This window comes from Ruegeria sp. BHSA118, from assembly GCF_059613405.1.
Window position 1 is genome coordinate 14,198 of sequence record NZ_JBXWSM010000041.1, and the last position, 24,135, is coordinate 38,332.

Consider the following 24,135-nt stretch of genomic DNA (forward strand, 5'->3'; position numbering starts at 1 on the left):
GGGGGGCTAGCCTGCGGCCACCCTCGGACGCCCGCTTGCCTCGACCGTGATCATCGCCTCGACAAAAACGTCCTTGGCTTCGACCCGCGCGGTTTTGATGTCCCGATCCACGATCACTCTGATATCTTCCGCCCCAGCTTCTCGTACAGCTCCTTCGGCCTCAGACCTCAGAACACGTTCCAACAAAGCCAAAGCCTCATCCGACGCAGAAAAATCCTGAGGGCCGTCCTCCAGATGCACGCGATATCGGCCCTCGGTCGGGGATGTAACCGTGCCCGAGCGCCGCAAGGTCAATCGCCCCACGACAGCGCCAATCGCATTGGCCACGCCCGCATGTTCCGGCAGGATCATTCGGCAATGCAACCGCTCACCCACCGCAGGGTAATAGCTGGGGGCCGACGCCCCAAGGCCAACCACATCCACATTCAAAGCAGCGCTCAGCGACAGCAACCCACGGTGTTGTGCCAACCCACGCTGTGTCAGCACATGACGCGCCAAATCATGCGGTGGCAGACCAAAACCAACCTGCTCTTCGTCAAAAGCAGCCTCTAACAAAGTCAAACTGGTCTGCTCTGTCAATTGGTCCACGATCATCCGGGCCAGCGCTTCGGGAGAGCTTGCCAACATATCCCCTGACCCGACCCGTTTGCGTGCCATCAGTTCCAATGCCTTGCGCGCCGCATCGACATCCCAGGCTTGAACCCGCCCCAACACATGGCTGGCATCAGATGGCGTAACCCCAGACACCTGGATGATTCCGCGATCGACCAGACGCATCAACGCCCCGTTCTCCATCCGCGACCGCAGCAACGCGCTCAGGGGCAGAACGCGATCTCCCAGCCTCTCCAGCAGGCTTTCTTCCCGCGCACCGACTCCTTCGGCATGGATGCCGGGCACGCGGCGGGCAAAACGCGTATCATGCTCGCCCACGGTCGTGGCCCGCAATTGTTCATCCAGTGCAGAATGCACAACGTCGGGTGCTTCTGATGCGATCAGCGAAACGGGCAACACGCGACGCGGGCCCAGGAAAACACCGCCCCGCAACCCTTCGGTCGCAACATGAACCTGGCTGTCGCCGCCCAGACCGTGGGTTCGCATCGCCACGGCTTCGACCATGGTGCGAAACCCACCCACCTGTGCCCCGGCCGGGTCGATCGCGGGCTTTCCGTCCCGGATAAGCGCCACATCAGTGGTTGTTCCCCCGATGTCCGAGACCAGCGCATTGTCCGCTCCGGTAAGCCACCGCGCCCCGACGATAGAAGCCGCAGGCCCGCTCAGAATAGTCTCAATCGGCCGTTCCCGGGCCTGTTCCGCGCTCATCAGGGCGCCATCGCCACGCACCACCATCATCGGCGCCGAAATTCCCAGCGCGTGCAGCTGATCCTGTGCACGCCCGATCAATCGGTCGATCATCCCGATCAGCCGCGCATTCAGCACAGCCGTCACCGCGCGTTTCGGACCATTGAGCTTGGCGGACAAGTGATGCGAACAGGTCACCGGCGCCCCGGTTCTTTCCGAGATTATGCGCGCCGCTTCCAGCTCATGCGCCGGGTTGCGGGTGGCGAACTGCGCAGCAACCGCAAAGCCGGAAATCCCCTTATGCGAGTCTAAAAAGGCCTTAAGCGCTGCGATATCCAAGGCGTCAGCCTGCCCACCGGAATGAGTATGCCCACCTGCAATCACCAGGGCCGGATCGCCCTTCAGCGCCTCTTTCAGCCCGTGTTTTTCAAGATCACTGTCCTTGAACCCGATATAGATCAACGCGACACGGCCACCCTGCCCCTCGACCAGAGCATTCGTGGCCAGCGTCGTCGACAATGACGCCATCGAAATCTGATCCGGTGTGACCTGCGCCTCTGCCAGCACAGACGAGATCGCCTTGCCCACACCAATCGCCAGATCCGCCCGGGTGGTCAGCGACTTGGCCGAGGCGATGACCTCTTTCTCATCCCTGATCAACACCGCGTCGGTATAGGTCCCGCCCGTATCTACCCCCAAAGACAACGTCATCGGGTCCTCCTGTCTGTTCGCTGCGGATGGGTTTAGCGGTTATGCACGACACGTCCAGCCTGTTTGCGGCAATTATGACAGTTGTTCCACCGCCCAGCGCGCCGCCTCTGCCACGGTCTCATCCGGGTCCTCCAACAGACGCTGAGCCACTGCTTTCAATTTCGGCTGTCCCGAGTTTCCAATGGCATACAGAACATTGCGCACGAAACGGTCCCGCCCGATGCGTTTGATCGGCGAGCCCGAAAACTTTGCACGAAAAGCGGCATCGTCCAACGCTGCCAGTTCTTCCAAGCCGGGCGCTTTCAGATCGTCCCGGGCAGCATAGCGCATATCGCTCGCGGCGACAGCAAACTTGTTCCATGGACAGGCCGCCAAACAATCGTCGCAGCCATAGATCCGATTGCCCAGCTTACCGCGCAACTCATGGTCCACCGGGCCTTTATGCTCAATGGTCAGATATGAAATGCACCGCCGTGCATCCAGTTGATACGGGGCCGGAAACGCATCGGTCGGGCAACTGTCCAGACAGGCGCGGCACGACCCGCAATGGTCAATCTCTGAATTGTCTGCCGGTAGGTCCAGAGTAGAGAAAACAGACCCTATGAAGGCCCAACTTCCCCATTCTCGGCTTACAAGATTGGTGTGCTTGCCCTGCCACCCCAGTCCAGCGGCATATCCCAGCGCCTTCTCGGGAACCGGCGCGGTATCGACAAATACCTTCACTTCACCACCGGCTTCAGCAATCAGCCATCGCGCCAACCGCTTCAGCCGCTTCTTGACCAGATCATGATAGTCCTTGTTCTGCGCATAGACCGAAATTGCACCACGATCCGGATGATTCAGGATCTCTGTCGGGTCATGTTCCGGCGTATAGCTTTCGGCCAACATGACCACCGATTGCGCCTCGGGCCAAAGGGCGGCAGGATCGCCACGCCAATGCGTGCGCTCGGCCATCCATCCCATTTGCCCGTGGTACCCGGCGTCCAGATAGGCCCGCAATCGTTTCGGCACCTGTGGAACATCCCAAGGGCGGCACACGCGACAGGCAACAAACCCCTCTGCCAAGGCTTGTTGCACCAGCTTTTCCTTAAGATCCGATCCGTTCTTCATCTGGCCAAAAATATCCTCGGGGGGAATCGCGCCCATGGCGCGATGGGGGGCAGACAGCCCCCCTTGCGCACCCTATCAGAAATCCAGATCAGCGTAATGGGGCGGCGGCCGGAACCCTGGCACCTGATCCGCCAGAATGGACCGAAATGCCGGTCGAGATTTGATCTTGGCATACCAGTCCTTGACCACCTGGCTGCGGTTCCAGTCCACGTCCGAGATGTAATCCAGCGAAGACAGATGCGCCGCGGCCGCGAAATCCGCCAATGTCATCTGATCCCCGGCCAACCAACGGCGGTGATCCAGCAGCCACGCCATGTAATCCAGATGGTACTTGATCGCCTTGGCACCCTGTTTGACATTCTTACTGTCCGGATACCCCTGTCCTGTCACCTTTTTGTTCACTCGCTCATACAACAGCTTCGATGTCACCTCTTGGTGAAACTTGTCGTCGAACCACCCGACCAGCCGTCTTACTTCGAATCTGGCTTCGGGGGTTTTCGGCATCAAAGCTGGCTCAGGGCGGGTTTCTTCGATGTATTCGCAGATCGCCGCGCTTTCCGACATGATCTGGCCGTCCAGACGCAACACCGGTACTTTTCCCGCCGGGTTGCGCCGCAGAAAATCAGGATCCTGTTCCCAGTATCGCTCTTCTACCAGCTCAACCTCGATCTTCTTTTCCGCCAGCGACAGACGAACCTTGCGACAATACGGAGAGAGGGGAACGTGAAACAGACGCGCCATGGACTTCCAATCGAACCAGTGAATACCCGACAGATTTAGCCTTGGCAGATAGCGGGTTTCAATCCTCGAAACAATCCGCGCGACCATCTGCGCGGATGGTGGCCGCCCCATCGAGGATCGAAGCCGCCCGTCTGCGGGTGCGCGCAGTCGGATCCGTGACCGACCGGTTGCGCGGGGACGGCAGGATTGCGGCAATCCGCGCCGCTTGAACCGACGTCAGCTTTGCCGCGCTGGTGTTGAAATAGCGTTGCGCGGCGGCTTCGACCCCGAACACGCCATTTCCGGTTTCGGCGACATTCAGATACACCTCAAGAATACGCTGCTTGCTCCAGAATATTTCAACCACCGGCGTGATCGAGGTTTCCAAAGCCTTGCGCACCCAGCTGCGGCCCTGCCAGAGGAACACATTCTTCACCACCTGTTGCGTGATGGTCGAGGCACCACGATTGCCGCCATCCTCAAGCGCATCGCGGATGGCTTCGACGTCAAAGCCCCAATGCAGGCAGAAATTCGCGTCCTCGGCTGCAACAACTGATCTTGCCATGATCGGCGCCATGTCTTCGAACGGGACCCATTCGCGTTCAACCTTTCCCAGCCGGCGCCATTCCGACCAGATGGTGTGGGTGACAGGAGGGTTCACCACCGAATAGATCAGGACCAGAGCAACCACGAGGCCCAGAACCGCCATGACCGCTCGCGTTGCCCAGCGGCGGATCTGTCGCGCCGCCGGTTCTCTCTTTCTGGATGCCTTGCTTTTTTTACCGCCGGATTTGCGGGCTGCTTTCTTCGCCATGTCTCAGCTATACGACGCAAGGTTCCGGTTTGAAACGGCCTAAATCGCGAAAGCACGCGCCTCGCGCGGATGAACGATCGGGCGCGCGGTTTTCAGCGACATCGGATCAAGCCCGGTCAACTCGGGAAACAAGTGCAGCACTTCGCTTTGCGTTTCACGATCCGAGGCCGACAACGCGTGCCCGGGATAATAGCTTTCGCTTTTTGCTCCGTTGGCGAAAACGATCTCATGCTGTTTGAACAAGAGGTGGAAATATTCAACCTCACCGCCCTCGACCCGTGTCACCGTATCATCGTTGACCAGAGTATGCGCCGGAACCAGCGCTTCGGTATGACCGAACAGATAGGACGCCTGCCAGTCTTCGATCAACATCCGGTGCTGCGGTGAAACCAGCAAGGGACGATCCAGACCGAACACCCCCGCATCGAAACGGATTGGGGCCAGTTTGCCCTCGGCTGCAACGGTTGTACACCCGACCCAGATCAATGGTTGTGGTCCATGATCCACCGTGATGACCAGATCACCAGCCTTCAAATCCTCAACCGCGCGCTCACCTTCCGGAGTGGCGATCATGGTCCCGGCCGTAAAACACGGTGGCCCCAGATTTCCGACATTCAGGGGGCCTTGCGTGTTGACAAAAGTGGTCGACACCAGCGTTCCGGGCTGAAGCACCTGGCCGTCTGTCGGGGTGAAAACCCGCGATCCATCGGCCAGGTAAAAGGTGGTTCCTGTATAGGTCACGTTCCCAACGCCTGACACGTTGATCGTTACAGTATCGCCTGGCCAGGAATTTGTAACGTCTTGCCCGTTGACCGTATCGCCACTGGGCGCGTCAATAAGATTGTCATCATTCGCGTCAGTCATGTTGAAACTGCTGACCGCGACGGCCGTTCCCGCTGGTGGCGGACTTGCGGGATCAAAGGTGAAGAACTGATCGCGATATGTCGTTGGCATCCTGTTGCCCCTACTCTGTCACCATTGGAAACCGAAACAGGCCATGGCTATCACTACAAGGTGAAAAAAGCATGGCGAAATTCGGGAGAGCAGGCAAGAATTCCACTGAAACCTCACCAAAATCAGGGCCCCGCGTGCTGCAAATGGCACGCGGGGCCGGTTTTTTGAAGGAATTTCGGCTTACTCAGCCGGAACTGCCGTGACTTCTTCGCTCAGCGGGTGGCTGAGCTTGTTCAGCATTTCTTTGGGACAAACCTGTAGGAAGTTGCCCTTTTCCACGTCCCAATGCTGGAGGATATCCGCGGCCTTGCGGCTGTAAGTCTCCTCGGCGTGACGCGTGATCAGGGCTTTCAACTGATCCACCCAATGGTCCACAGTGACGGGGCAGGTCACAAGCGTTTCCTTGTTCATCAACGCTTCGGCCTTGCCTTCAGGATCGTACAGATATGCCATGCCACCGGTCATCCCGGCACCGAAATTGGCCCCGATGTCACCAAGTATCACGGCCACACCGCCGGTCATGTACTCACACCCGTTCGAGCCACACCCTTCAACCACAACTTTGGCACCCGAGTTGCGCACTGCAAACCGTTCACCCGCGCGGCCAGCCGCGAACAGATGGCCGTCAGTTGCACCGTAGAGAACCGTGTTGCCGATGATCGTGTTGGCATCCGCCTTCAGCGGGCTGACCTGCGGCGGGCGCACAACGATCGTGCCGCCAGACAGCCCTTTGCCAACATAGTCATTGGCATCCCCCGATACTTCCAGCTTCAGACCCGGAGCCGCGAAAGCCCCCAGGGACTGACCGGCCGACCCCTGAAGTTTCACGTGCAGATGGTCATCCTGGAACGTGTTCCGCATGCCGAAATTCTGCACGATGTGGCTGGAAACCCGAGTGCCCACGGTCCGGTGCGTGTTCTGCACTGCATAAGACAGTTGCATCTTCTCACCGTCCTTCAGGAACCGCGCCGCATCGCGCACAATCTCGGCATCCAGCGTGTCGGGCACGGCGTTGCGGTCCTTGTCGCGATTGTACACAATGTTATGCGCGCCATCGACTGTGATCAGCAGCGGGTTGAGGTCCAGATCGTCCAAGTGTGCCGAACCCCGGCTAACCTGCGCCAACAGATCAGCCCGACCGATGATTTCATCCACGGAACGCGCGCCAAGGCTGGCCAGCAGCTCGCGCACTTCCTGCGCGTAGAAGGTGATCAGGTTGACGACCTTGTCCGCGTTGCCGGTGAACTTGGCGCGCAGACTTTCGTCCTGCGTACACACACCAACCGGGCAGGTGTTCGACTGGCACTGACGCACCATGATACAGCCCATGGCAATCAGGGCGGCGGTGCCGATGCCGTATTCCTCGGCCCCCATCATCGCGGCCATCACGATGTCACGCCCGGTGCGCAAACCGCCATCGGTGCGCAGGGTCACGCGATCGCGCAGGTTGTTCATCGCCAGCACCTGATGCGCCTCGGTCAGGCCCATTTCCCACGGCAGGCCCGCATATTTGATGCTGGTCGCGGGCGATGCCCCGGTGCCGCCATTGTGACCCGAGATCAGGATGATATCGGCCTTGGCCTTGGCCACGCCAGCGGCAATCGTGCCCACGCCCGAGGACGCCACCAGTTTCACCGTCACCTTGCAGCGCGGGTTGATCTGTTTCAGGTCATAGATCAGCTGCGCCAAATCCTCGATCGAGTAGATGTCATGATGCGGCGGCGGCGAGATCAGCGTTACGCCCTTGGTCGAGTGCCGCAGACGCGCGATCAGGTCGGTGACCTTCATGCCCGGCAGCTGACCGCCCTCGCCCGGTTTCGCACCCTGGGCAACCTTGATTTCCAGCTCTTCACACTGGTTCAGGTATTCGGCGGTCACACCGAACCGGCCCGAGGCCACCTGTTTGATCTTGGCCGAGGGGTTGTCACCATTCGGCTCCGGCACGAAATGCGCCGGGTCTTCACCCCCTTCACCACTGTCGGATTTCGCACCGATCCGGTTCATCGCCACGTTCAGCGTCTTGTGCGCCTCAGGCGACAGCGCGCCCAGCGACATGCCCGGCGTGACGAACCGTTTGCGGATCGAGGTGATCGATTCAACCTCTTCGATCGGCACCGGTTTACCCAATGGTTTGAAATCCATCAGGTCGCGCAGATGGATCGGCGGATTCGATTGCATCTTGGCAGAATACTGCTTCCACAGCTCATAGGACGCCTTGTTGCACGCCATCTGCATCATATGCATCGAGGTCGCTTCCCACGCGTGGGTTTCACCCGATTTCCGTGCCTTGTAGAAACCGCCGATCGGCAGAACATCCAGGCCACTGTTCCAGCCCTTGGCGTGGATTTCCTCGGCCTTTGCCTGGATCCCCTTGACGCCGATGCCGGAAATACGGCTGGTCATACCCGGGAAGTACTCGGCCACCATCGCGCGACTCAGGCCAACAGCCTCGAAATTCAGGCCGCCGCGATAGGACGAGATCACCGAGATCCCCATCTTGGCCATGATCTTCAACAGGCCTTGGTCGATGGCTTCGCGATAGAGCGCAACATTTTCGGTCAGGGTGCCGTCCAGCAACCCACGATCGATACGATCGGCCAGCGAGTCTTCGGCCAGATAGGCGTTCACAACGGTCGCGCCACAGCCGATCAGAACCGCAAAGTAATGCGGATCCACACATTCAGCCGAGCGTACGTTCAAGGAACAGAACGTCCGCAGGCCCTGACGGGTCAAGTGTGAGTGCACTGCGCTGGTGGCAAGGATCATCGGCATCGCCACCCGATCTTCACCCGAGTTCATGTCGGTCAGCACCAGATGCCCGGCACCAGACCGGACAGCCTCTTCAGCTTCGGCTCTGACACGGGCCAAAGCAGCGCTCAGCGCACCTTGACCGGGCTCAAAGCTGCAATCGATCTCGGCCAGCGGAGCGTTGAGGTGCCCAACCAGTTCATTCCATTGTGCGTTTCCGACAAAGGGGCTTTCCAGAACGATGATCTCGGTCTGGCTGCTGTCCTCATCCAGCACGTTCTTCAGGTTCCCGAACCGGGTTTTCAAGGACATGACGCGGTATTCGCGCAAACTGTCGATCGGCGGGTTGGTGACCTGAGAGAAATTCTGGCGGAAGAAATGGCTGAGCGGGCGGTATTGCTTGGACAGAACCGCCGAGGGCGTGTCGTCACCCATGGACGCCAGCGCCTCTTTGCCATCTTCAGCCATGGGCGCAAGAATCTGCTCCAGCTCCTCGACCGAATAGCCTGCCGCGATCTGGCGTTTGCGCAGATCTTCGCCCGAGAACATCGGCTTTTCGGTCACGCCTGCCAGCGCCTCGTCCAGATCGTTGATCTTGCCGACCCATTCGCCAAACGGCAGTGCGGCAGCCAGCTTGTTCTTGATCTGGGTGTCGCGGTACAGCTTGCCCTTTTTCATGTCGACGGCCAGCATCTGACCGGGGCCCAGCGCGCCTTTTTCGGTCACTGTGGACTCATCAATCGGCACCATGCCAGCCTCGGATCCTGCAATGACCAGTCCATCGCCAGTCACGACGTAACGCATCGGACGCAGGCCGTTGCGGTCCAGTCCAGCGCAGACCCAGCGGCCATCCGTCATGGCCAGCGCGGCGGGGCCGTCCCACGGCTCCATGACGGAGTTGCAATAGGAATACATGTCACGCCACGCCTGCGGCAGTTCCACCGCCTGTTTCGACCAGCTTTCCGGAACCAGCATGGTTTTCGCCATCGGAGCCGAGCGACCAGCACGCACCAGAACCTCAAAAACCGAGTCTAATGCGGCCGAATCCGACGAACCTCCGGCGATGATCGGCTTGATATCCTCGGCATAATCCCCAAACGTCGACGACGCCATGCGGATCTCGTGGCTTTTCATCCAGTTGATGTTGCCTTTCAGCGTGTTGATCTCACCGTTATGGGCCAACATGCGGAAGGGCTGCGCCAGCCACCATTGTGGGAAAGTGTTGGTGGAATAGCGCTGGTGGTAGATTGCGAAGGCGGATTCAAACCGTTCGTCCATCAGATCGGGATAAAAGACGGCAACCTGCTCGGCCAGCATCATGCCCTTGTAGATGATCGAACGGCAGGACAGCGACGCCAGGTACAGCCCGGAAATACCGGCAGCCGAGGCGGCCTTTTCAATACGACGACGAATGACATAGAGCTCGCGCTCGAAAGTCTCTTCGTCCACACCTTTGGAATTCGAAATCAGGATCTGCTCGATCTCGGGCCGGGTGGCGTTGGCTTTTTCGCCCAGACAGGTGACATCGACCGGCACATGACGCCAGCCATAGATGTAATAGCCCATGCGCAGAACTTCGCTTTCCACGATGGTCCGGCACTGTTCCTGTGCGCCAAAGTCGGTGCGCGGCAGGAAAACCTGACCAACGGCGATTAGTTCGTCCAACTTGGGCTCGTGGCCTGTACGCCTGATCTGATCGTAGAAAAACGACACCGGAATCTGCACGTGAATACCCGCGCCATCACCGGTCTTGCCGTCCGCATCAACTGCGCCACGGTGCCAGATCGCCTTGAGAGCGTCGATACCGGCGTCCACAACCTTGCGCGACGCTTTTCCATCCACGGACACAACAAGACCCACACCGCAGGAAGAATGCTCTTCTTCCTCGGAATAGAGACCATTTTCAGCCATCCATTTGCGCTTGGCTTCTTCGGCCCGCACCCAATCGGCATCATATTTGGTCATTGGCTGTCTCCTTCGTCAGAGGGGGCGTACATGGCTTCGACCTCGGCTTTGGTCATCTGCCGGCGTTCGCCTGCGAACGCGTAGCCCTGGGGCTTTTTGTCGATGTAAAGTTCAAGTTTCAGCGGGTTGCCTGCGGCGTTGTCAAACAGACCTGCCGCCATTTGCGTCTGGCCGTGCATCTCGCCCGGAAGCGTGATCCGATACCAAAGCGCCGAGCCGCAATCGGCGCAAAAGGCGCGCTCGGCCCAGTCAGAGGAAGTGAAGGTTTTGACCGGTCCAAGCGCGGCATAGCCTTCTTCGGCCTGAAACGTCACCAGCATGGAACTGGTCCAGCGCCGGCACTGATCGCAATGGCAGGCTCCCAGCGCATCCCGCGCCGGAGTTGCCGTCACCGTGACCGCGCCACACATGCAATGGCCTTGCAATTCAGGCATTTCGAAGCCTCCTGATCGCCGGGATTATTCGGCCGCAACGGCAGATTTTGCATTGAAGCGCTCGATGATCGCATCAGCGCAGTCACGACCGTCCCGGATCGCCCAGACCACCAGCGAGGCACCGCGCACGATGTCACCGATTGCATAGACTCCGTCCATTTCGGTCTCGCCGGTTTGGAACGCCGCCTTGATCGTACCCCAACGGGTGACCGGCAGGTCAGATTGTCCGAACAACGTGGGCAGGTCTTCAGGTTCGAATCCAAGCGCCTTGATCACAAGATCGGCGTCTTCGACATAATCCGCGCCTTCGATCACTTCGGGGGCCTGACGACCGGACGCGTCGGGCTGTCCCAGGCGCATCTTCTGAACGATAACACCCTTGACCGTGTCTTCACCCGTGAACCCTTTGGGCGCGCTGAGCCATTCGAAGATCACGCCTTCTTCCTCGGCATTCTGCGTTTCACGCTGTGATCCCGGCATGTTGGCCCGGTCCCGGCGATACAGACATTTGACAGATGTCGCGCCCTGACGGATCGAAGTGCGGACGCAATCCATCGCAGTGTCACCGCCACCAATCACAACGACTTTCTTGCCGTCGGCGTTCAAGCGACCATTGTCGAATTCTTCGACCTCGTCGCCAAAGCTTTTCCGGTTCGAGGCTGTCAGGAAGTCGATCGCCTTTTCGATTCCGGCCAGACCACTGCCCGGCATTGCCAGGTCGCGCGACTTGTAGACACCTGTCGCAATGATAACGGCATCATGCCTGGCCCGGATTTCTTCGAACTTGGCCGCATCCACGTCGCAATTCAGAACAAACTCGACCCCACCATCAGCCAACAGGTCATTGCGGCGCTGAACAACGTCTTTTTCCAGTTTGAACCCCGGAATGCCATACATCAACAGGCCACCGGCCCGGTCATAGCGGTCGTATACCGTGACCTGGATACCAGCCTGGCGCAGCATATCCGCAGCGGCCAATCCACCGGGGCCTGCACCAATGATACCCACGCTTTCAGCGCGTTCGGCCGATGGAGCGACCGGCTGCACCCAGCCTTTTTCCCATGCGGTATCCGTTATGTATTTCTCGATCGTACCAATCGTTACCGTTCCATGGCCCGACTGCTCGATCACGCAGTTGCCTTCGCACAAGCGGTCCTGCGGACAGATGCGCCCGCAGATTTCGGGAAAGGTATTGGTGGCCTGACTTACCTGATAGGCTTCTTCCAGGCGTCCGGTCGCAGTCAGGCGCAACCAGTCGGGAATATTGTTGTGCAACGGGCAATGCGACTGGCAGTACGGAACACCGCATTGGCTGCACCGACTCGCCTGTTCGGCTGCTTTTTCAGCAGCGAACTCGGAATAGATCTCGTCAAAGTCGTCCTTGCGGTCATTGGCAGCACGCTTTTCCGGCATGACGCGGTCGATCCGCACAAATTTCAGCATCGGTTGCTTGGCCACGGGTCAGACTCCATGAATTGGCTAGGTTCCGTTTCTTTAAGGGATGCGTATTTGGATGAAAAGTCAATTATACTGACCTAAATTGAAAAAATGCGGCGTGTCCGTGAGAAAACAGGAAAATAATTGGAAATTTTAGATCCGATACGGACCTATATGCGCGCTTTCCTTTTTTCCATCGCCCTTATACCCATAACCCACAAAGAACACGTGGCAGCAGCACGGCAGGGCAGATGAGTTTATTTCACCTGATTCTCGTAGCAATCATTCAGGGAATCACTGAGTTTTTGCCCATATCGTCTTCTGGCCACCTGATCCTGCTGCCCAACCTGTCGGGCTTGCAAGATCAGGGACAAGCCATTGATGTCGCGGTGCACGTGGGAACCCTGGGCGCCGTGGTGCTGTATTTCTGGTCGGATGTAAAACAGGCCCTTTCCGGGTTGCCGCGCGCGCTGACCGGGCGGGCCGATACACCGCAGGCCCGGCTTGCTCTGGGCCTGATCGTTGCAACTGTTCCTACCGTGATCGCGGGCCTCATTCTGCACATCACCGGGTTGAGCCAGGCCATGCGCTCGATCACGGTCATCGGATGGACAATGCTGGGTTTCGGTCTGCTGCTGTATTGGGTGGATCAGAAGGCTCCTGAAACCAAAGAGGCCGAAAACTGGGGAATACGCGACGCGCTGATCATGGGTCTGTGGCAGGTTCTTGCCCTGATCCCAGGCACGTCCCGTTCCGGAATAACCATAACGGGCGCGCGACAATTGGGATATACCCGTGAAGACGGCGCGCGGATTGCCATGTTGATGTCGATCCCGACGATTCTGGCGTCGGGCACTCTGCTGGCATTGGATGCCGTGCGCGGGGCCGATATGCAACTGGCCCGGGATGGGTCCATTGCGGCGCTGTTTGCCTTTCTTTCGGCCTTGCTGGCACTCAGCCTGATGATGCGGCTTCTGCGCAGCGTCAGCTTCACACCTTACGTCATCTACCGCGTCATTCTTGGCGGGATACTTTTGATCATGGCCTACAGCTGATCAGATACGCAGGTTTTTGGCCGAGTTCTGAATGTCGTCATACTGACCCGAGGGGCGGAATTTCCACAGGTATTCCGGCAACACCGATTCCAGCGTGGTCGGCACGATCCCAAGATCTGCAAAAGACTTTGCGCCCTCGGCGACAACATTGTCATGACGCAGGTTCTTAAGCTGATCGCGAGTCAATATGTTGTTGGGGAACAACTGGAAGCTGACAAATTTAACGATATCCAGCACTCCTGCCATAATCCGCGCGGCAAAGAAGGGCAGACCAATGATGACGCGGCGACGGTGAATCACGTCAAGCATTTGCTGCATCAAGGCACGAAAGCTCTTAACCTCGGGGCCGCCAAGCTCGTAAACACCCGGCTCTGCCTGTCCCAGAACACCTTTGACAGCAGCCTGCGCCACATCGTCTACGAAAACCGGCTGGAATTTTGTCTCGGCCCCGACCAGAGGCAGGAACGGCCCCATGCGGGTCATTCCGGCGAAACGGTTGAAGAACTGGTCTTCGGTGCCAAAGATCACCGAAGGACGCAGAATCACGGCGTCTGGCATATGCTTCAACACGCCCGCTTCACCATGCGCTTTGGTCCGGGAATACGCGCTGGCTGAATTCGCATCCGCACCGATGGCCGAGATGTGAACCATCCGCTTGATGCCCTGCTCGGCCGCCAAACGCGCGATACGTTCAGCTCCTTCGGCCTGTACGGTATCAAACCCGTTCTTGCCAAGCTCGTTCAGCACACCCACGCAGTTTACAACCGCATCGGCGCTCTGCATCGCCAGCGCCACCGAGGCATCATCCCGGATATTGCACAGCACCGGTTCGACCTGACCCACCGCACCATAGGGTTTCACGAACATGGCCTCGTTCGGACGGCGTACAGCCACCCGGACACGCCACCCCTCTTTCGCCATGCGCCGCGCGATGTAGCGACCGACAAATCCCGATCCGCCAAAAATCGTCACCAGTTTCGACATGAGAGGGCTCCTGCTGAGAAATTGCGCCCTAGAACTAGCGCCCGCAGGCCAGTCAAACAAGGCGCTAATTCGCCGCGACGGTGTTGAAAATCATCGGCGAAAAACACCGGCCAGGAACTGAATTCAAAAAACTTTAAAAATTCTCGCCGAATCTGGTTGACGCCCCCCGCGACTAGGCTTAAACGCCCCTCCACGACACCTGCCCAGGTGGCGGAATTGGTAGACGCGCTAGCTTCAGGTGCTAGTGTCCGTATGGACGTGGAGGTTCGAGTCCTCTCCTGGGCACCATAAATCCCAAAAATTTGTTTTTTTGTCAGAGCGCTAGATTAAGAACTACCTTTTCTATCCACCCTACTGACCACCCCCTATTAGTTGCTCGATTTCTGTTTAAGTTTAGGCGCTGCGGGTCGTTGTCGCATTGGAAGGCATGGATGATGATGGCGCGCTGTTGGCCCATACGTTAATTACGTACCCTGGTCGATCTAGGTTCTGGACCCAATAATTTGGTTGCCGTCATCTCGGCTGCGTGATTCAAGCCCCTGAGTTTCAGGGGTATAACATGAGTAATCTATTCTGGCTGACCGACGAGCAGATGGCGCGGCTTCAGCCTTACTTTCCAAAGAGCCATGGCAAACCGAGAGTTGATGATCGTCGTGTACTGAGCGGGATTATTTTCATCAACCGCAATGGGTTACGTTGGTCCGATGCGCCGCGTGAATTTGGACCACCAAAGACACTGTACAACCGTTGGAAGCGGTGGAGCGATATGGGTGTGTTCGCTCGGATCATGACCAGGCTGGCTGCGGAAGGAACCGATCATAAGACCACCATGATTGACGCTACATACCTCAAAGCGCACCGCACAGCCTCCAGCCTGCGGTTGAAAAAGGGGGGCGCGGCAGGCTGATAGGGCGTACCAAGGGTGGCATGAATACGAAACTGCACGCTGTTACTGACGGTCTCGGGCACCCCATCTGCTTCTTCATATCTGCGGGCCAGGTCAGCGGTTACACAGGCACCAAGGCTCTGGTGAACAGTCTGCCATCGGCTGACTGGCTGCTGGGAGATCGAGGTTATGACGCAGACTGGTTCCGTGAAGCCCTTAATGACAGGGGAATGAATCCCTGTAACCCAGGTCGAAAGTCACGCGACAAGCCTGTCCGATACGACAAGCGCCGCTACAAACGACGCAACCGCATCGAGATCATGTTCGGACGCCTGAAGGATTGGCGGCGCGTCGCAACCCGATATGACAGATGCCCAAAGGTATTCCTTTCGGCCATCGCTCTAGCAGCTACCGTGCTGTTCTGGCTGTAAATCAATGAGTCTGGAGCCTAGCGCGCGTTATCAAAACCGCAGTCGGAATGACATTTGGGAGCAAAGTTTGCGACAGAACCGGTCTATTTTGCCCGATCCGAGCCTTCTTTTTCGAGGTGCCAGCGTTCACTTTGTTGATCTTTGTGAAGAGTGTATTTGTCCAAAGTCACAATGCTTCTCCTGATTTCAAATGCTAAAGTTCAAGTGGCAAGCGCGCATTCACGGTCGGGTTGCCGACTGAGCTTAGGGGGAAGGGTCTAGGTTTTCCGTCTTTCCCAAACACCTCAATCCGCAAATCCATGCGCGCACCGAGGATCTTCTCAAGTGGAACCTTGAAGTCGAGATTGATGAGCGCGGTCTTTCGGCAAGTCGGACAATCGATCGGCACCGTGGACTGGAAAAAGCTTCGCCGAGCAACAGGTTTGCCGTTGGCAAGAAGGCTGACACGGAACGAGCCGGGAATCACAAGACGATCGATGTCCCGCACCCGGACAGACATCATCGGCTCCTTGGCTGTTCTGAACCCGCCCATTGCGACGAGTGACCCAAAGTTATCGCCTACAACAACCGGCGCCGCGGTCGCCGGAATTGTGTAAGTAACGTCAAGCGCATGCAAATCGATGGTCTCGTCGGCATCCATGAAATTTGGCCGCAATCGGTTCAGCGGAGTTGTGAAAAACACGCCGGTCGTAGGATCGGAGAATGTCGAGCGGAAAGACCAAATCGTTGTCGCCTGTATTGTCTGCTGCCAGCGCCACCAAAGGCGGTCCCAGTTTGCGTGGAAGAACCAAAAGAGCGGGTCGAACGACGCAATGTCAGCTGCTGCGAGACTGGAACCACAGGCCGGATGGCCAGCGTCATGTGCGCCTTCAATCGTTCGGTTGAATGTCTCCCAACTTGGCTTGGTAAGCGCGTCATCGATCGTTTCCAAAATACGGTCATCGCGGAAATTTCTTTCGATCTGTGCCGCAGTATCGCGCTCGGTTTTGTGTCCAGCTGGATAGTCGGGGTGGACCTCCCTGGGAAGCGTGTAGCTTTTGAACGGAGCGCGAAACATCCAAGCCGGAAGCCGCTCAGAAAAGTCCCAATAGGGAAGTGTGACGTTTTCACACTCAGGAACAGAACGCAGCGCATCTTCAAATTGTAAGAGATAGGCCCTGTGCCACATATGGTAATGCACCACATGATGCTGGCAAAAAGCCTCGTTTGGCGGTGTGTTGGGAAACCAGTGAATCCCAGCTATTTTAAAGTAGCTCTGAGGGTCATCAGGGTCCCTTTCCATGATGCCTTTGAAGGCTTTCTTCAAAAGAGCTTTCTCATCATCTGACAGTTCCGAAAGCGACTTTCGAACCCGGCCGGTGCTACCGACCTTCGGCTTCTTTGGTTTTGGGACGCCAAGCGGGTGCCCGTTGGTGATCCAGTTGAGGAAGCTCTGCGATTTGTCTTCATCCCATCGTCGAGCGACCGGCTCGGGCATGCGTGCATTGGGCGGCTTGGTGACCGAATAGACCTCAATCGCTGCATTCTTTAGGGCTATGTAGCTTGTATAGTCTTTGCCAAAGGGAAACATGCATGCGTGATCTTCGTCGATAAGAAAGTGACGAATGTGTTCCATGTAAGTTGGGTTTTCGATGACTGCCATGCCGGTGGTTCCTCGCGAATTGGCTTTGACTGTAGTTGACGGGGTCCGGCAATTGATACTTGCTCAAACGTGCCAATCAGTGGTCGTCATCATCTATAATGAAGCGAGCGGCCACCGGTATGTGATCGGAATGGGTTCTTGTGAAGTTTGGTATCCGTCGGTCCGTACGTATGATGATCTGCTCACCCAGATCATTCGAAGGTGCCAGGGCTGACGTATCCGAAGTCACAACGATATGGTCGAGAGTGCGCTGGCTCGCAACGCGCGTGAGCGAGTTTTCCTCACCATACTTTTCCTGCATGCCAACGGACAGTACGTCGAGCGCATCGTGATCGAGGAATGGCCCCAGTCCTTGCGATGCCCTCTCACCGTTCATGTCGCCAAAGATGAAGTAATCAATCTCGCTCGTGGCGGCTCGATCTTCGGAAACCCAACTGGCCAGCCGCTCTGCTGCTGCCAAGCGGTGGGCGTTGCCCTTGTCCTTATAGTCCCAGTCCGTGGACTTGAGGTGGACGTTTGCTGAGCGGAAATCGAACGTATGGTCTCCGTTTCGGACCCTTACCTCAGTAATATGCGGGTCACGCAGGAAAATATCCTTGTTCCGTTTTGACCCGTCACGAAGCTCCACTTCGATCTCGCCTTCAAACAACTCTCTCGGCGGTCGAAGCTGCTGCACTGTCGTAGTGTCCGTTCGGTATACGCATCCGCATTGCTGGCCACGGCCTCGAACACCGTCATAGGCATACCGAATGGTCGACAGATTGTTGAGCTCAAAGACTAGACGTTCAAGGGCTTCAAGGTCCACCTCTTGAAGGGCCCAATAATCGCAGCGCATATCGCGCATTAGCCTTGCAACGCGACGGAAGCGTGCGGTTTCATCCTCGCGGTGAAGCTGTTCGATGTTCCAGGTTACAATATCTGCAAAACGCAACCGCCCTCGAAACGTGTCGACAACGCGAACAAAGGGATCGACGGGCGTGTCGCCTTGACCCGGCAAATCGAGGCCCGCTGAACCAAAAAGCCCTGCAGGTGGCACTTGAATATCTATCGGGTCGACAGCCACCGGCGGCGTAGGGACAGTTTCAGAAGGATAGAGTTTTGCTCGGCTCTTTTCTGAGACGAGCAGCTCGAGTGTGTCTTTGCGTTGTTCGCACGATTGGGGGAGGGCGTTCGTGCGCACGTCTTTCATGATCTCCTGAGCACGCCCGACATCAGCTGAAAGCTCCTGGCGTCCCTGTAGATCAGCGAAAGGCGTCAGCCACCCAAGAGCGCTTACATAATTGATATGATCAGCTGTGGAGTTACCGCGGCGACTTGGCAGCTTGGCCCGTTTGGACGCATCATCCAGCACATGCCAGGCCTCCCTGTCAGCAAGCGGGTGTCTGAGATAAAGCGCTCTAAGCGCGCCCGGTGTTTCCCATACTGTCTCGGCAAACTTTTCGATCGCCTGTGTCGGGGTATCGACGGATAGGCTGACCGGTGCGGATTCGGCGATCTGAAAGCCGTCAATCCCCGCCAAACGACCACGAAGAACATAGCGTCCGGGCTTAGTGAAAGTCGGGCCATCGGCGCTAACGAAAAGAGGTGCGCCAGGATGACCCGTCAGCTCTTCGTTTGGCATGAGTGCCGTGCGCTCCGATTTGGCGCAAAGCCGCATAGGCGGGCGATAGTCGAAGCGGCGTCCGTCGGGTTCAGTGATCTCGATTTGCAGAAAGCCCTCAATGGGATCGAGTTTGGTGGGCACAGCCCGCACGGTTCGGCCGACATTGCGCAGGGCGATGCGCGTGAAAACAGGTTCACCTAACTCATAGCTAGACTTAAGCGGTTCGAGCGTGAGCTTAAGATCGCTCGTGGCGCGAAGCGGGTTCAGACCTGGGGCAGGGCGGTGCGGGTTTACCTGCCCTCCAAATGGCAAACTCAATCCTTCTTCGTATCGACCGAACTCAAAACCACCCGGGTAGATTTCCCGTCTGGTCCCGTGACGCAAATGATTGAGTTCCTGATCGTCGAACCCATGCTCAAACTGCGACCAGAACTCGTTTGAACCGTCGTGAAACTCCGGTGCCTCGTGCCCGAGAGGGAAGGCATCAGGGTAGTTCATCCAAGAGAGCGATGTAGGGCGTGCCTTATCAAAACTGTGCAGCATGTTTAGCGCATGACCGATTTCATGGATCAGCGTGTAGGTGAACTCGCGATCCCGCGCTTCGACAGAAAAGCGCGGATCGGACAAGAGTGGATGATCATGGAAAATCGCAACACCTTCACGTGCACGATCATTTTCATCGGCATCATCCCAATCATACATGATGCCGAGCACGCCGCGATTGCGTGGACCAGCCATGAAACCGCAAACAAACACATGGGTCTGAAGTGTGCCGTGAACTGGACCCGTGCGGATCTGCTCCATGGCACGATGCATCTCAGCCGGTGTCCAACCGCGCGCTTCCTGGGCGCGTGGGGCAATCCAACCAAAGCGGTCCTGACGAATATCAACATCGAAGCCGACTGCTTCATAGGCCGAAGCAAGTGAAATTGTCTGTCCGTCATTTCCGACAAAGGATGTTCGAACATCAGTTCCGTCAAGGCCGTCGATCTCAATAGCAAGAGACCGGAAACGTCTGCTGATCCAGCGGATCTGACCAGCGACAGTGTCACGAAGGCCGCCTTGCAAATCGACGGTTAGCTGAAAGGCACCGATCCCACGGTCGTCGACGTCAATCCGGATTTGGCCTGTGTCCAGTCTGGGATGTCCGATGAATGTGATCGGAGCTTCCACGACTTCAGAGATCGTTTGAGGGCGAGCAGTGGTCCCTCGGAAGCCTGCCACGAACTGACCTTGAGCAAGTATATCTCCGCTAAGGACGACCAAGTCGCCACGCAGCTCAGCACGGATATCAAAGGAAATCTGACCGCTGTCAGCTTGGTAACGACCTTGTCTCATATGCATGCACCCCTTTTTTCGCCAGTCTGTTGGCGTCCGCGATCACGCATAACCTTGGGGTCATCGGATTTCGGACCGGGCTTAATCGCGCTTGGATCAATAAGTGTAACAATGTTCGCAGCCTAGGCTCCTGCGAGGTCCTCAAATTGAAGACTTCGGACATTGGCGATTGGCCCAAAATAATAGAACGATAATGCCCCCAAAAATTGCAATTTTCTAGAGGATTTACTTCAAAAAACCAAAACACTGCCAGTTTTGTAGGCGCGAACTACAAAGTGTCTCTCGATCACACTTGAGCAATGCATGCGAAAACCTGATTTGAGCGAAAAATATGCCAAGTGGCGGCGCGCAAAGGGCAACCGGTGCGCGCCACCAATGTGTGACTAACATCACTTGGTTCGGGAAATCGCTTCAGCTTGTGAGAGGAGGATCTGAGCGGCCGAGATATTTCGAGATACAATGAACAACACCTGCTCTCTCAGCAAATGCGTTGAAATCGCCGAGCATGTGGACCGTGTATCCGAAGGATTCCCACATGGTTTTCATGTGTTCATCGAGAGCCTGAAGATTTGCTTTATCGCCAAAGCCGAAGTTAGGCAGATAGATGTGTTTCCCGTTTTGCGAGCTGTTCTCAACGAGGCAATTGTTCCAAGTGATATGGTGCCACTCTCGAACGGTGACTTGTGATGCGTCGCCGGCGCCCTGACTGCGCAACGCGTCACAGGCATCCAATAGGGTCGTATCGTTGTTGGCCGTAGCTATTTGTTCGAGTTGACCAAGCGTGAGGGTGTTTTCTTCGGTTGGCCAATGTACAAGCGGATTGCGGTGAACGGTAAGTCCCAAGCCTGACAATTGGTCAGCGATTTTTTGATACTCTCCAGAAAGCGAGTAAGGGCTTTGACGTCCCAACATGGTGTCGGCAAGGTCGGGATCTCCAACCATAATCTCAAGGCCGCTACCATTGTCGCCAATTATCGACATCAACATATCGATATGGAAGATCGGCTGGTAAGACCCATTGCCTCCCGTGGGCAAATCAAGAAAGTGCCGCCCACCTTCGGTTGTCCCCACCATCGGTGGCAGCGGTATTGGCCTTTCCGAACCCAGCAATACCAGTTCTCTCGCAGCGTCCAAATACTCTTTGAACAACGTGAAAACGAACTCGCCTTCCGTGGTCCCGGCGGGGAGGGCGACAGGTGCCCGGTTGGATCTGATCAAATCGATGCAGTCAAAAAAATAGTCCCTACCCAAGAACCAGTGGTCATCAGCAACGAGACAATTCCCACCCTGAAACATCAACGGTGACTGTGATGCTCGGATATTGCCTGTATGTTCTTCCACGGCATCGGCGATAAGCGCATCGCCAGCCCGGAGGAACTCCCAGGGTTCCATGAGGTAATGCTGGCCATCGTCCAGATCAACCATCCCAACATAGGCGTCTTCCGCCCAATCAGTGAAACTTGTGAACTGAGGCAAGAAGGACCATTCAATGCTCGCGCCGCTGTGTCCATTGTTGATAAACCACTGCTCGATTGTCGTTTTGTCGCTTTCCAGACAGGCCACGATGAAACGTGTTCCAGCACGCAATTCGGAAATGAGCGCTTGGTACGCCTTGTAAAACAGAGGTTCTGCAAGGCTATATGGTGGAAATGCGAATAGCAGACGATCGATCGATCCCTTATACGACGATATGAGAGACGGATTTGACAGACCCGGACGCGTTGCTCGCACCCGAAGTGTGCTGCCGGCCTCGGTTCGGGTTCTGGTCTGCGGGGCGATCGCATGGCGGTCGCCGTCAGTACGTTTGTGCTTTGCAGGGTTCGGTACGAGCGCTTTATACACTATAGGGTTCATTGGTAATCCTTTCGCTTGGAAATCAGAGCCTGAAAAACTCGATGCTGTCTGGTCTTTCTTCAATACAATTCGCTGAATAAGATAGACCGCAATAAGTGTATGCTCGAATCTGTTGCGCTCATAGCGGGAAATATGGAGACGGACGCATACTCTATCTTATATAAAGTACTTTGGAATGAGATTAACCTATCGCGTATCCTACACCCCGGACGGTTCGGATTGGATTCTTACCTCCGAATTGCTTCAGAACCTTGCTAGGTCGGTCTGACCAAAGAGGCTAAAGTATAGTCTTAAGCAAATGCCTGTGTCAGAGATTGAAATCACTACCAACGGCATTCGCCGGCGTTGCCGGTCTGCGGCAGACAAGCTACGGATGGTTGGCACAAGTTCATGCTTGAAGGGGAAGCATCGCCGTGGCTGAGGCAACGGCGGCAAGCGCGCCAAGATCTGAACGCTTACGCGGAACGCGATCGTTAGTCCGTGCCGAATGTTACGAGACTCTGCCTCACTCCCTTCCGGTCGCTGCGCCCACACCAATCCTGGCCATACCCGCCTGCCAGCCACACCTATCTTATTGCCGCATGGCTAACTGGATTGCACGAGTACCCATGCCCAGCTGAATTACCGATAGGACTGCAAGCCTCTGCTACATGCGGTACAGTGTCCTCGGATGCACGCCCCTAGCGCCAAGAAACGTCATCCCGATAGATCAGTGACCCGAGACGAACTAGCAATTTGGGTGGGCCATCCAGAGGAGGCTCGTCAATTTTCTGACTTTTCTGGTACAACTCGCATGGTCCAAATATCAGTTATCACAACGTGCTTTAATCAAGCGGATGTAATTGCCCACTGCCTGGAGAGCGTCTCAAGTCAAAGCGTACCGCCCCTTGAGTGCATTGTAGTAGACGACAGCTCCACAACAGAGGACGTTCAAGACACGGTTGGGAGGATTGGAAATCCGATCATTCGTGTAGTTAGACAGGCAAATTCGGGCGTTTCAGAAGCGCGAAACCGTGGCCTTTCAGAGGCGGTGGGTGACTTCGTGCTATTTGTCGACGGCGACGATTGGTTGCTCCCTAAGGCATTGGAACACCTGGGCTCCCTTGCGGACTCAAACCCAAAGGCCAGTCTGTTTTTTGGCCGATCCCAACGGATTTCGCAATCCTCCAAGAAACCCTTCGGGCATAGTTCTGTGGTCGCTGACAACTTCTACGGCCGGATGTTGGTCAGCTGTTTTGCACAGCATCCAGCGTAAGTGCTTTTTCGCCGTGAGGCTCTCTCTCAGGAGAAATTTCGTTCCTTTACCTACCCTGCCGAAGACTTCGACCTGTATTTGCGTCTGTTAAACAAACTCCCTGCCGCTTCGACTTAAGAATTGGTTTCCTGTTATCACATACATCAGTCTAATATCAGCGCAAACCCGTTCCTCATGCTTCGAGCCATGATGAAGATCCACACCCATCATCGCCAGCTTCTCCCGAATGATGAAACGATCCATCGTTCTTTCTTAAAGGGGCGAGCGCTTGATTTCATGCTTTCCAAGCGCAGGTAGAAGAAAAGCGCGTGTAAGATCTCGTCCTTCGGAAAATGCGCGCCTTTGAGTGAAATCGTCATGGTTTGCCCCTGTCTTTTCCTAGCGCGCGTTATCAAAACCGCAGTCGGAATGACAGTTGGGAGCAAAGTTTGCGACAGAACCTTCTGTTCGTCCAATTTGCATTTGCTTAATCAACCGACTTAATTCCCGTTAGTTTTGTATCCCTGACCAACCCTAATTCTAATCAATGGGCAACGAGATCGCGCATTTGATTTAGAGCAATATTGTCAAACCATGTCATATGGTGTTCCTCCTTCAGAATTTTGTTGATCTCGTCAGCAGCTTCCCGGACGTTGCGCAACAAGGGCAGTGTAACCTTGTACAAACTCGGCGCCACGCCAGGATTTGCGTCAACCCATGCCTCGATCTTGGTGGCAATATCCTCTTTCAAGGCGGCGTCCACGGCCACACCGGTCAGCTTTTCTTGAAAGATGTAGACACCCGCCATGCCGACCATGTGTTCGATCTGCAGCGTTTTCAGGGCTTCTCTAGGCAGTTTTTCACTCGGCAGAGCCGCTAGATCATCGCGGAGCAGGTTGAGCTCATCAAGCACGCC

Annotated in this window: 16 protein-coding genes, 1 tRNA gene and 1 pseudogene; 4 read left to right on the top strand and 14 right to left on the bottom strand. The window is 56.4% G+C overall.

Translation table 11 applies throughout. From position 1 onward, the window contains the following. Nucleotides 1-6: 6 nt before the first annotated feature. From AC2FNN_RS13405 to AC2FNN_RS13440, 8 genes are all read right to left on the bottom strand, one after another. Nucleotides 7-2,010 carry a hydantoinase/oxoprolinase family protein gene (locus AC2FNN_RS13405; RefSeq protein ID WP_496759050.1) on the bottom strand — a complete coding sequence of 668 codons (2,004 nt, stop codon included), beginning with the start codon at nt 2,008-2,010 and terminating at the stop codon, nt 7-9. 72 nt (nt 2,011-2,082) lie between these two features. Next, nucleotides 2,083-3,120: a tRNA epoxyqueuosine(34) reductase QueG gene (gene queG, locus AC2FNN_RS13410; protein ID WP_496759051.1), complete on the bottom strand. Its 1,038-nt coding sequence runs from the start codon at nt 3,118-3,120 to the stop codon at nt 2,083-2,085. Between the two features lie 75 nt (nt 3,121-3,195). Next, nucleotides 3,196-3,861, bottom strand: coding sequence for an FtsZ-binding protein FzlA (gene fzlA / locus AC2FNN_RS13415; RefSeq protein WP_496759052.1), 666 nt, complete (start codon nt 3,859-3,861; stop codon nt 3,196-3,198). A gap of 58 nt (nt 3,862-3,919) precedes the next feature. Further along, entirely contained in the window at nt 3,920-4,654 is a 735-nt protein-coding gene (gene mtgA / locus AC2FNN_RS13420; protein ID WP_496759053.1) for a monofunctional biosynthetic peptidoglycan transglycosylase, read from the bottom strand. A gap of 39 nt (nt 4,655-4,693) precedes the next feature. Then, nucleotides 4,694-5,608 (bottom strand): Hint domain-containing protein, encoded by a 915-nt coding sequence (locus tag AC2FNN_RS13425; RefSeq protein ID WP_496759054.1) that lies wholly within the window; start codon nt 5,606-5,608, stop codon nt 4,694-4,696. A 180-nt stretch (nt 5,609-5,788) separates the two neighbouring features. Continuing rightward, on the bottom strand, nt 5,789-10,321 hold the full coding sequence (gene gltB, locus AC2FNN_RS13430) for a glutamate synthase large subunit (protein WP_496759055.1): 4,533 nt from the start codon (nt 10,319-10,321) through the stop codon (nt 5,789-5,791). Next, nucleotides 10,318-10,755, bottom strand: a complete 438-nt coding sequence (locus tag AC2FNN_RS13435) for a GFA family protein (protein WP_496759056.1) — start codon at nt 10,753-10,755, stop codon at nt 10,318-10,320. Before AC2FNN_RS13435 ends, gltB begins: the two co-directional genes overlap by 4 nt. 24 nt (nt 10,756-10,779) lie before the next feature. Continuing rightward, nucleotides 10,780-12,213, bottom strand: coding sequence for an NAD(P)-dependent oxidoreductase (locus AC2FNN_RS13440; protein ID WP_496759057.1), 1,434 nt, complete (start codon nt 12,211-12,213; stop codon nt 10,780-10,782). Nucleotides 12,214-12,443: 230 nt separating this feature from the next. Here AC2FNN_RS13440 and AC2FNN_RS13445 point away from each other — a divergent pair, with 230 nt between their 5' ends. After that, nucleotides 12,444-13,247 carry an undecaprenyl-diphosphate phosphatase gene (locus AC2FNN_RS13445; RefSeq protein WP_496759058.1) on the top strand — a complete coding sequence of 268 codons (804 nt, stop codon included), beginning with the start codon at nt 12,444-12,446 and terminating at the stop codon, nt 13,245-13,247. On the opposite strand, the gene AC2FNN_RS13450 is transcribed toward AC2FNN_RS13445, so the two are convergent. Then, the gene (locus tag AC2FNN_RS13450; protein ID WP_496759059.1) at nt 13,248-14,231 is read right to left on the bottom strand and encodes a complex I NDUFA9 subunit family protein; all 984 of its coding nucleotides are present in this window, start codon (nt 14,229-14,231) and stop codon (nt 13,248-13,250) included. A 201-nt stretch (nt 14,232-14,432) separates the two neighbouring features. Here AC2FNN_RS13450 and AC2FNN_RS13455 point away from each other — a divergent pair. Both AC2FNN_RS13455 and AC2FNN_RS13460 read left to right on the top strand, forming a co-directional pair. Next, a tRNA-Leu gene (locus AC2FNN_RS13455) sits at nt 14,433-14,519 on the top strand. 271 nt (nt 14,520-14,790) lie between these two features. After that, a protein-coding gene (locus AC2FNN_RS13460) for an IS5 family transposase (protein WP_496759060.1) occupies nt 14,791-15,548 on the top strand; the annotation gives its coding sequence in 2 pieces (ribosomal slippage) (nt 14,791-15,112 and nt 15,112-15,548; 759 coding nt in all). A gap of 193 nt (nt 15,549-15,741) precedes the next feature. Here AC2FNN_RS13460 and AC2FNN_RS13465 read toward each other — a convergent pair. The 3 genes from AC2FNN_RS13465 to AC2FNN_RS13475 form a co-directional block, all read right to left on the bottom strand. Further along, the gene (locus AC2FNN_RS13465; RefSeq protein WP_496759061.1) at nt 15,742-17,190 is read right to left on the bottom strand and encodes a tyrosinase family protein; all 1,449 of its coding nucleotides are present in this window, start codon (nt 17,188-17,190) and stop codon (nt 15,742-15,744) included. 76 nt (nt 17,191-17,266) lie between these two features. Next, a complete protein-coding gene (locus AC2FNN_RS13470; RefSeq protein ID WP_496759062.1) occupies nt 17,267-20,131 on the bottom strand; it encodes an endonuclease/exonuclease/phosphatase family protein in 2,865 nt (954 codons plus the stop codon). Between the two features lie 411 nt (nt 20,132-20,542). Next, nucleotides 20,543-22,048, bottom strand: coding sequence for a hypothetical protein (locus AC2FNN_RS13475; protein ID WP_496759063.1), 1,506 nt, complete (start codon nt 22,046-22,048; stop codon nt 20,543-20,545). Nucleotides 22,049-22,778: 730 nt separating this feature from the next. Between AC2FNN_RS13475 and AC2FNN_RS13480 the strand changes: the two genes are divergently transcribed. Continuing rightward, nucleotides 22,779-23,240: a glycosyltransferase family A protein gene (locus AC2FNN_RS13480; RefSeq protein WP_496759066.1), complete on the top strand. Its 462-nt coding sequence runs from the start codon at nt 22,779-22,781 to the stop codon at nt 23,238-23,240. Between the two features lie 287 nt (nt 23,241-23,527). Here the strand turns inward: AC2FNN_RS13480 and AC2FNN_RS13485 are convergent. Both AC2FNN_RS13485 and AC2FNN_RS13490 read right to left on the bottom strand, forming a co-directional pair. Continuing rightward, nucleotides 23,528-23,599 (bottom strand): annotated as a pseudogene (locus AC2FNN_RS13485) (IS6 family transposase); the annotation flags it as partial. A 164-nt stretch (nt 23,600-23,763) separates the two neighbouring features. After that, the coding region (locus AC2FNN_RS13490; protein WP_496759064.1) for a hypothetical protein at nt 23,764-24,135 on the bottom strand (372 nt) is incomplete at its 5' end.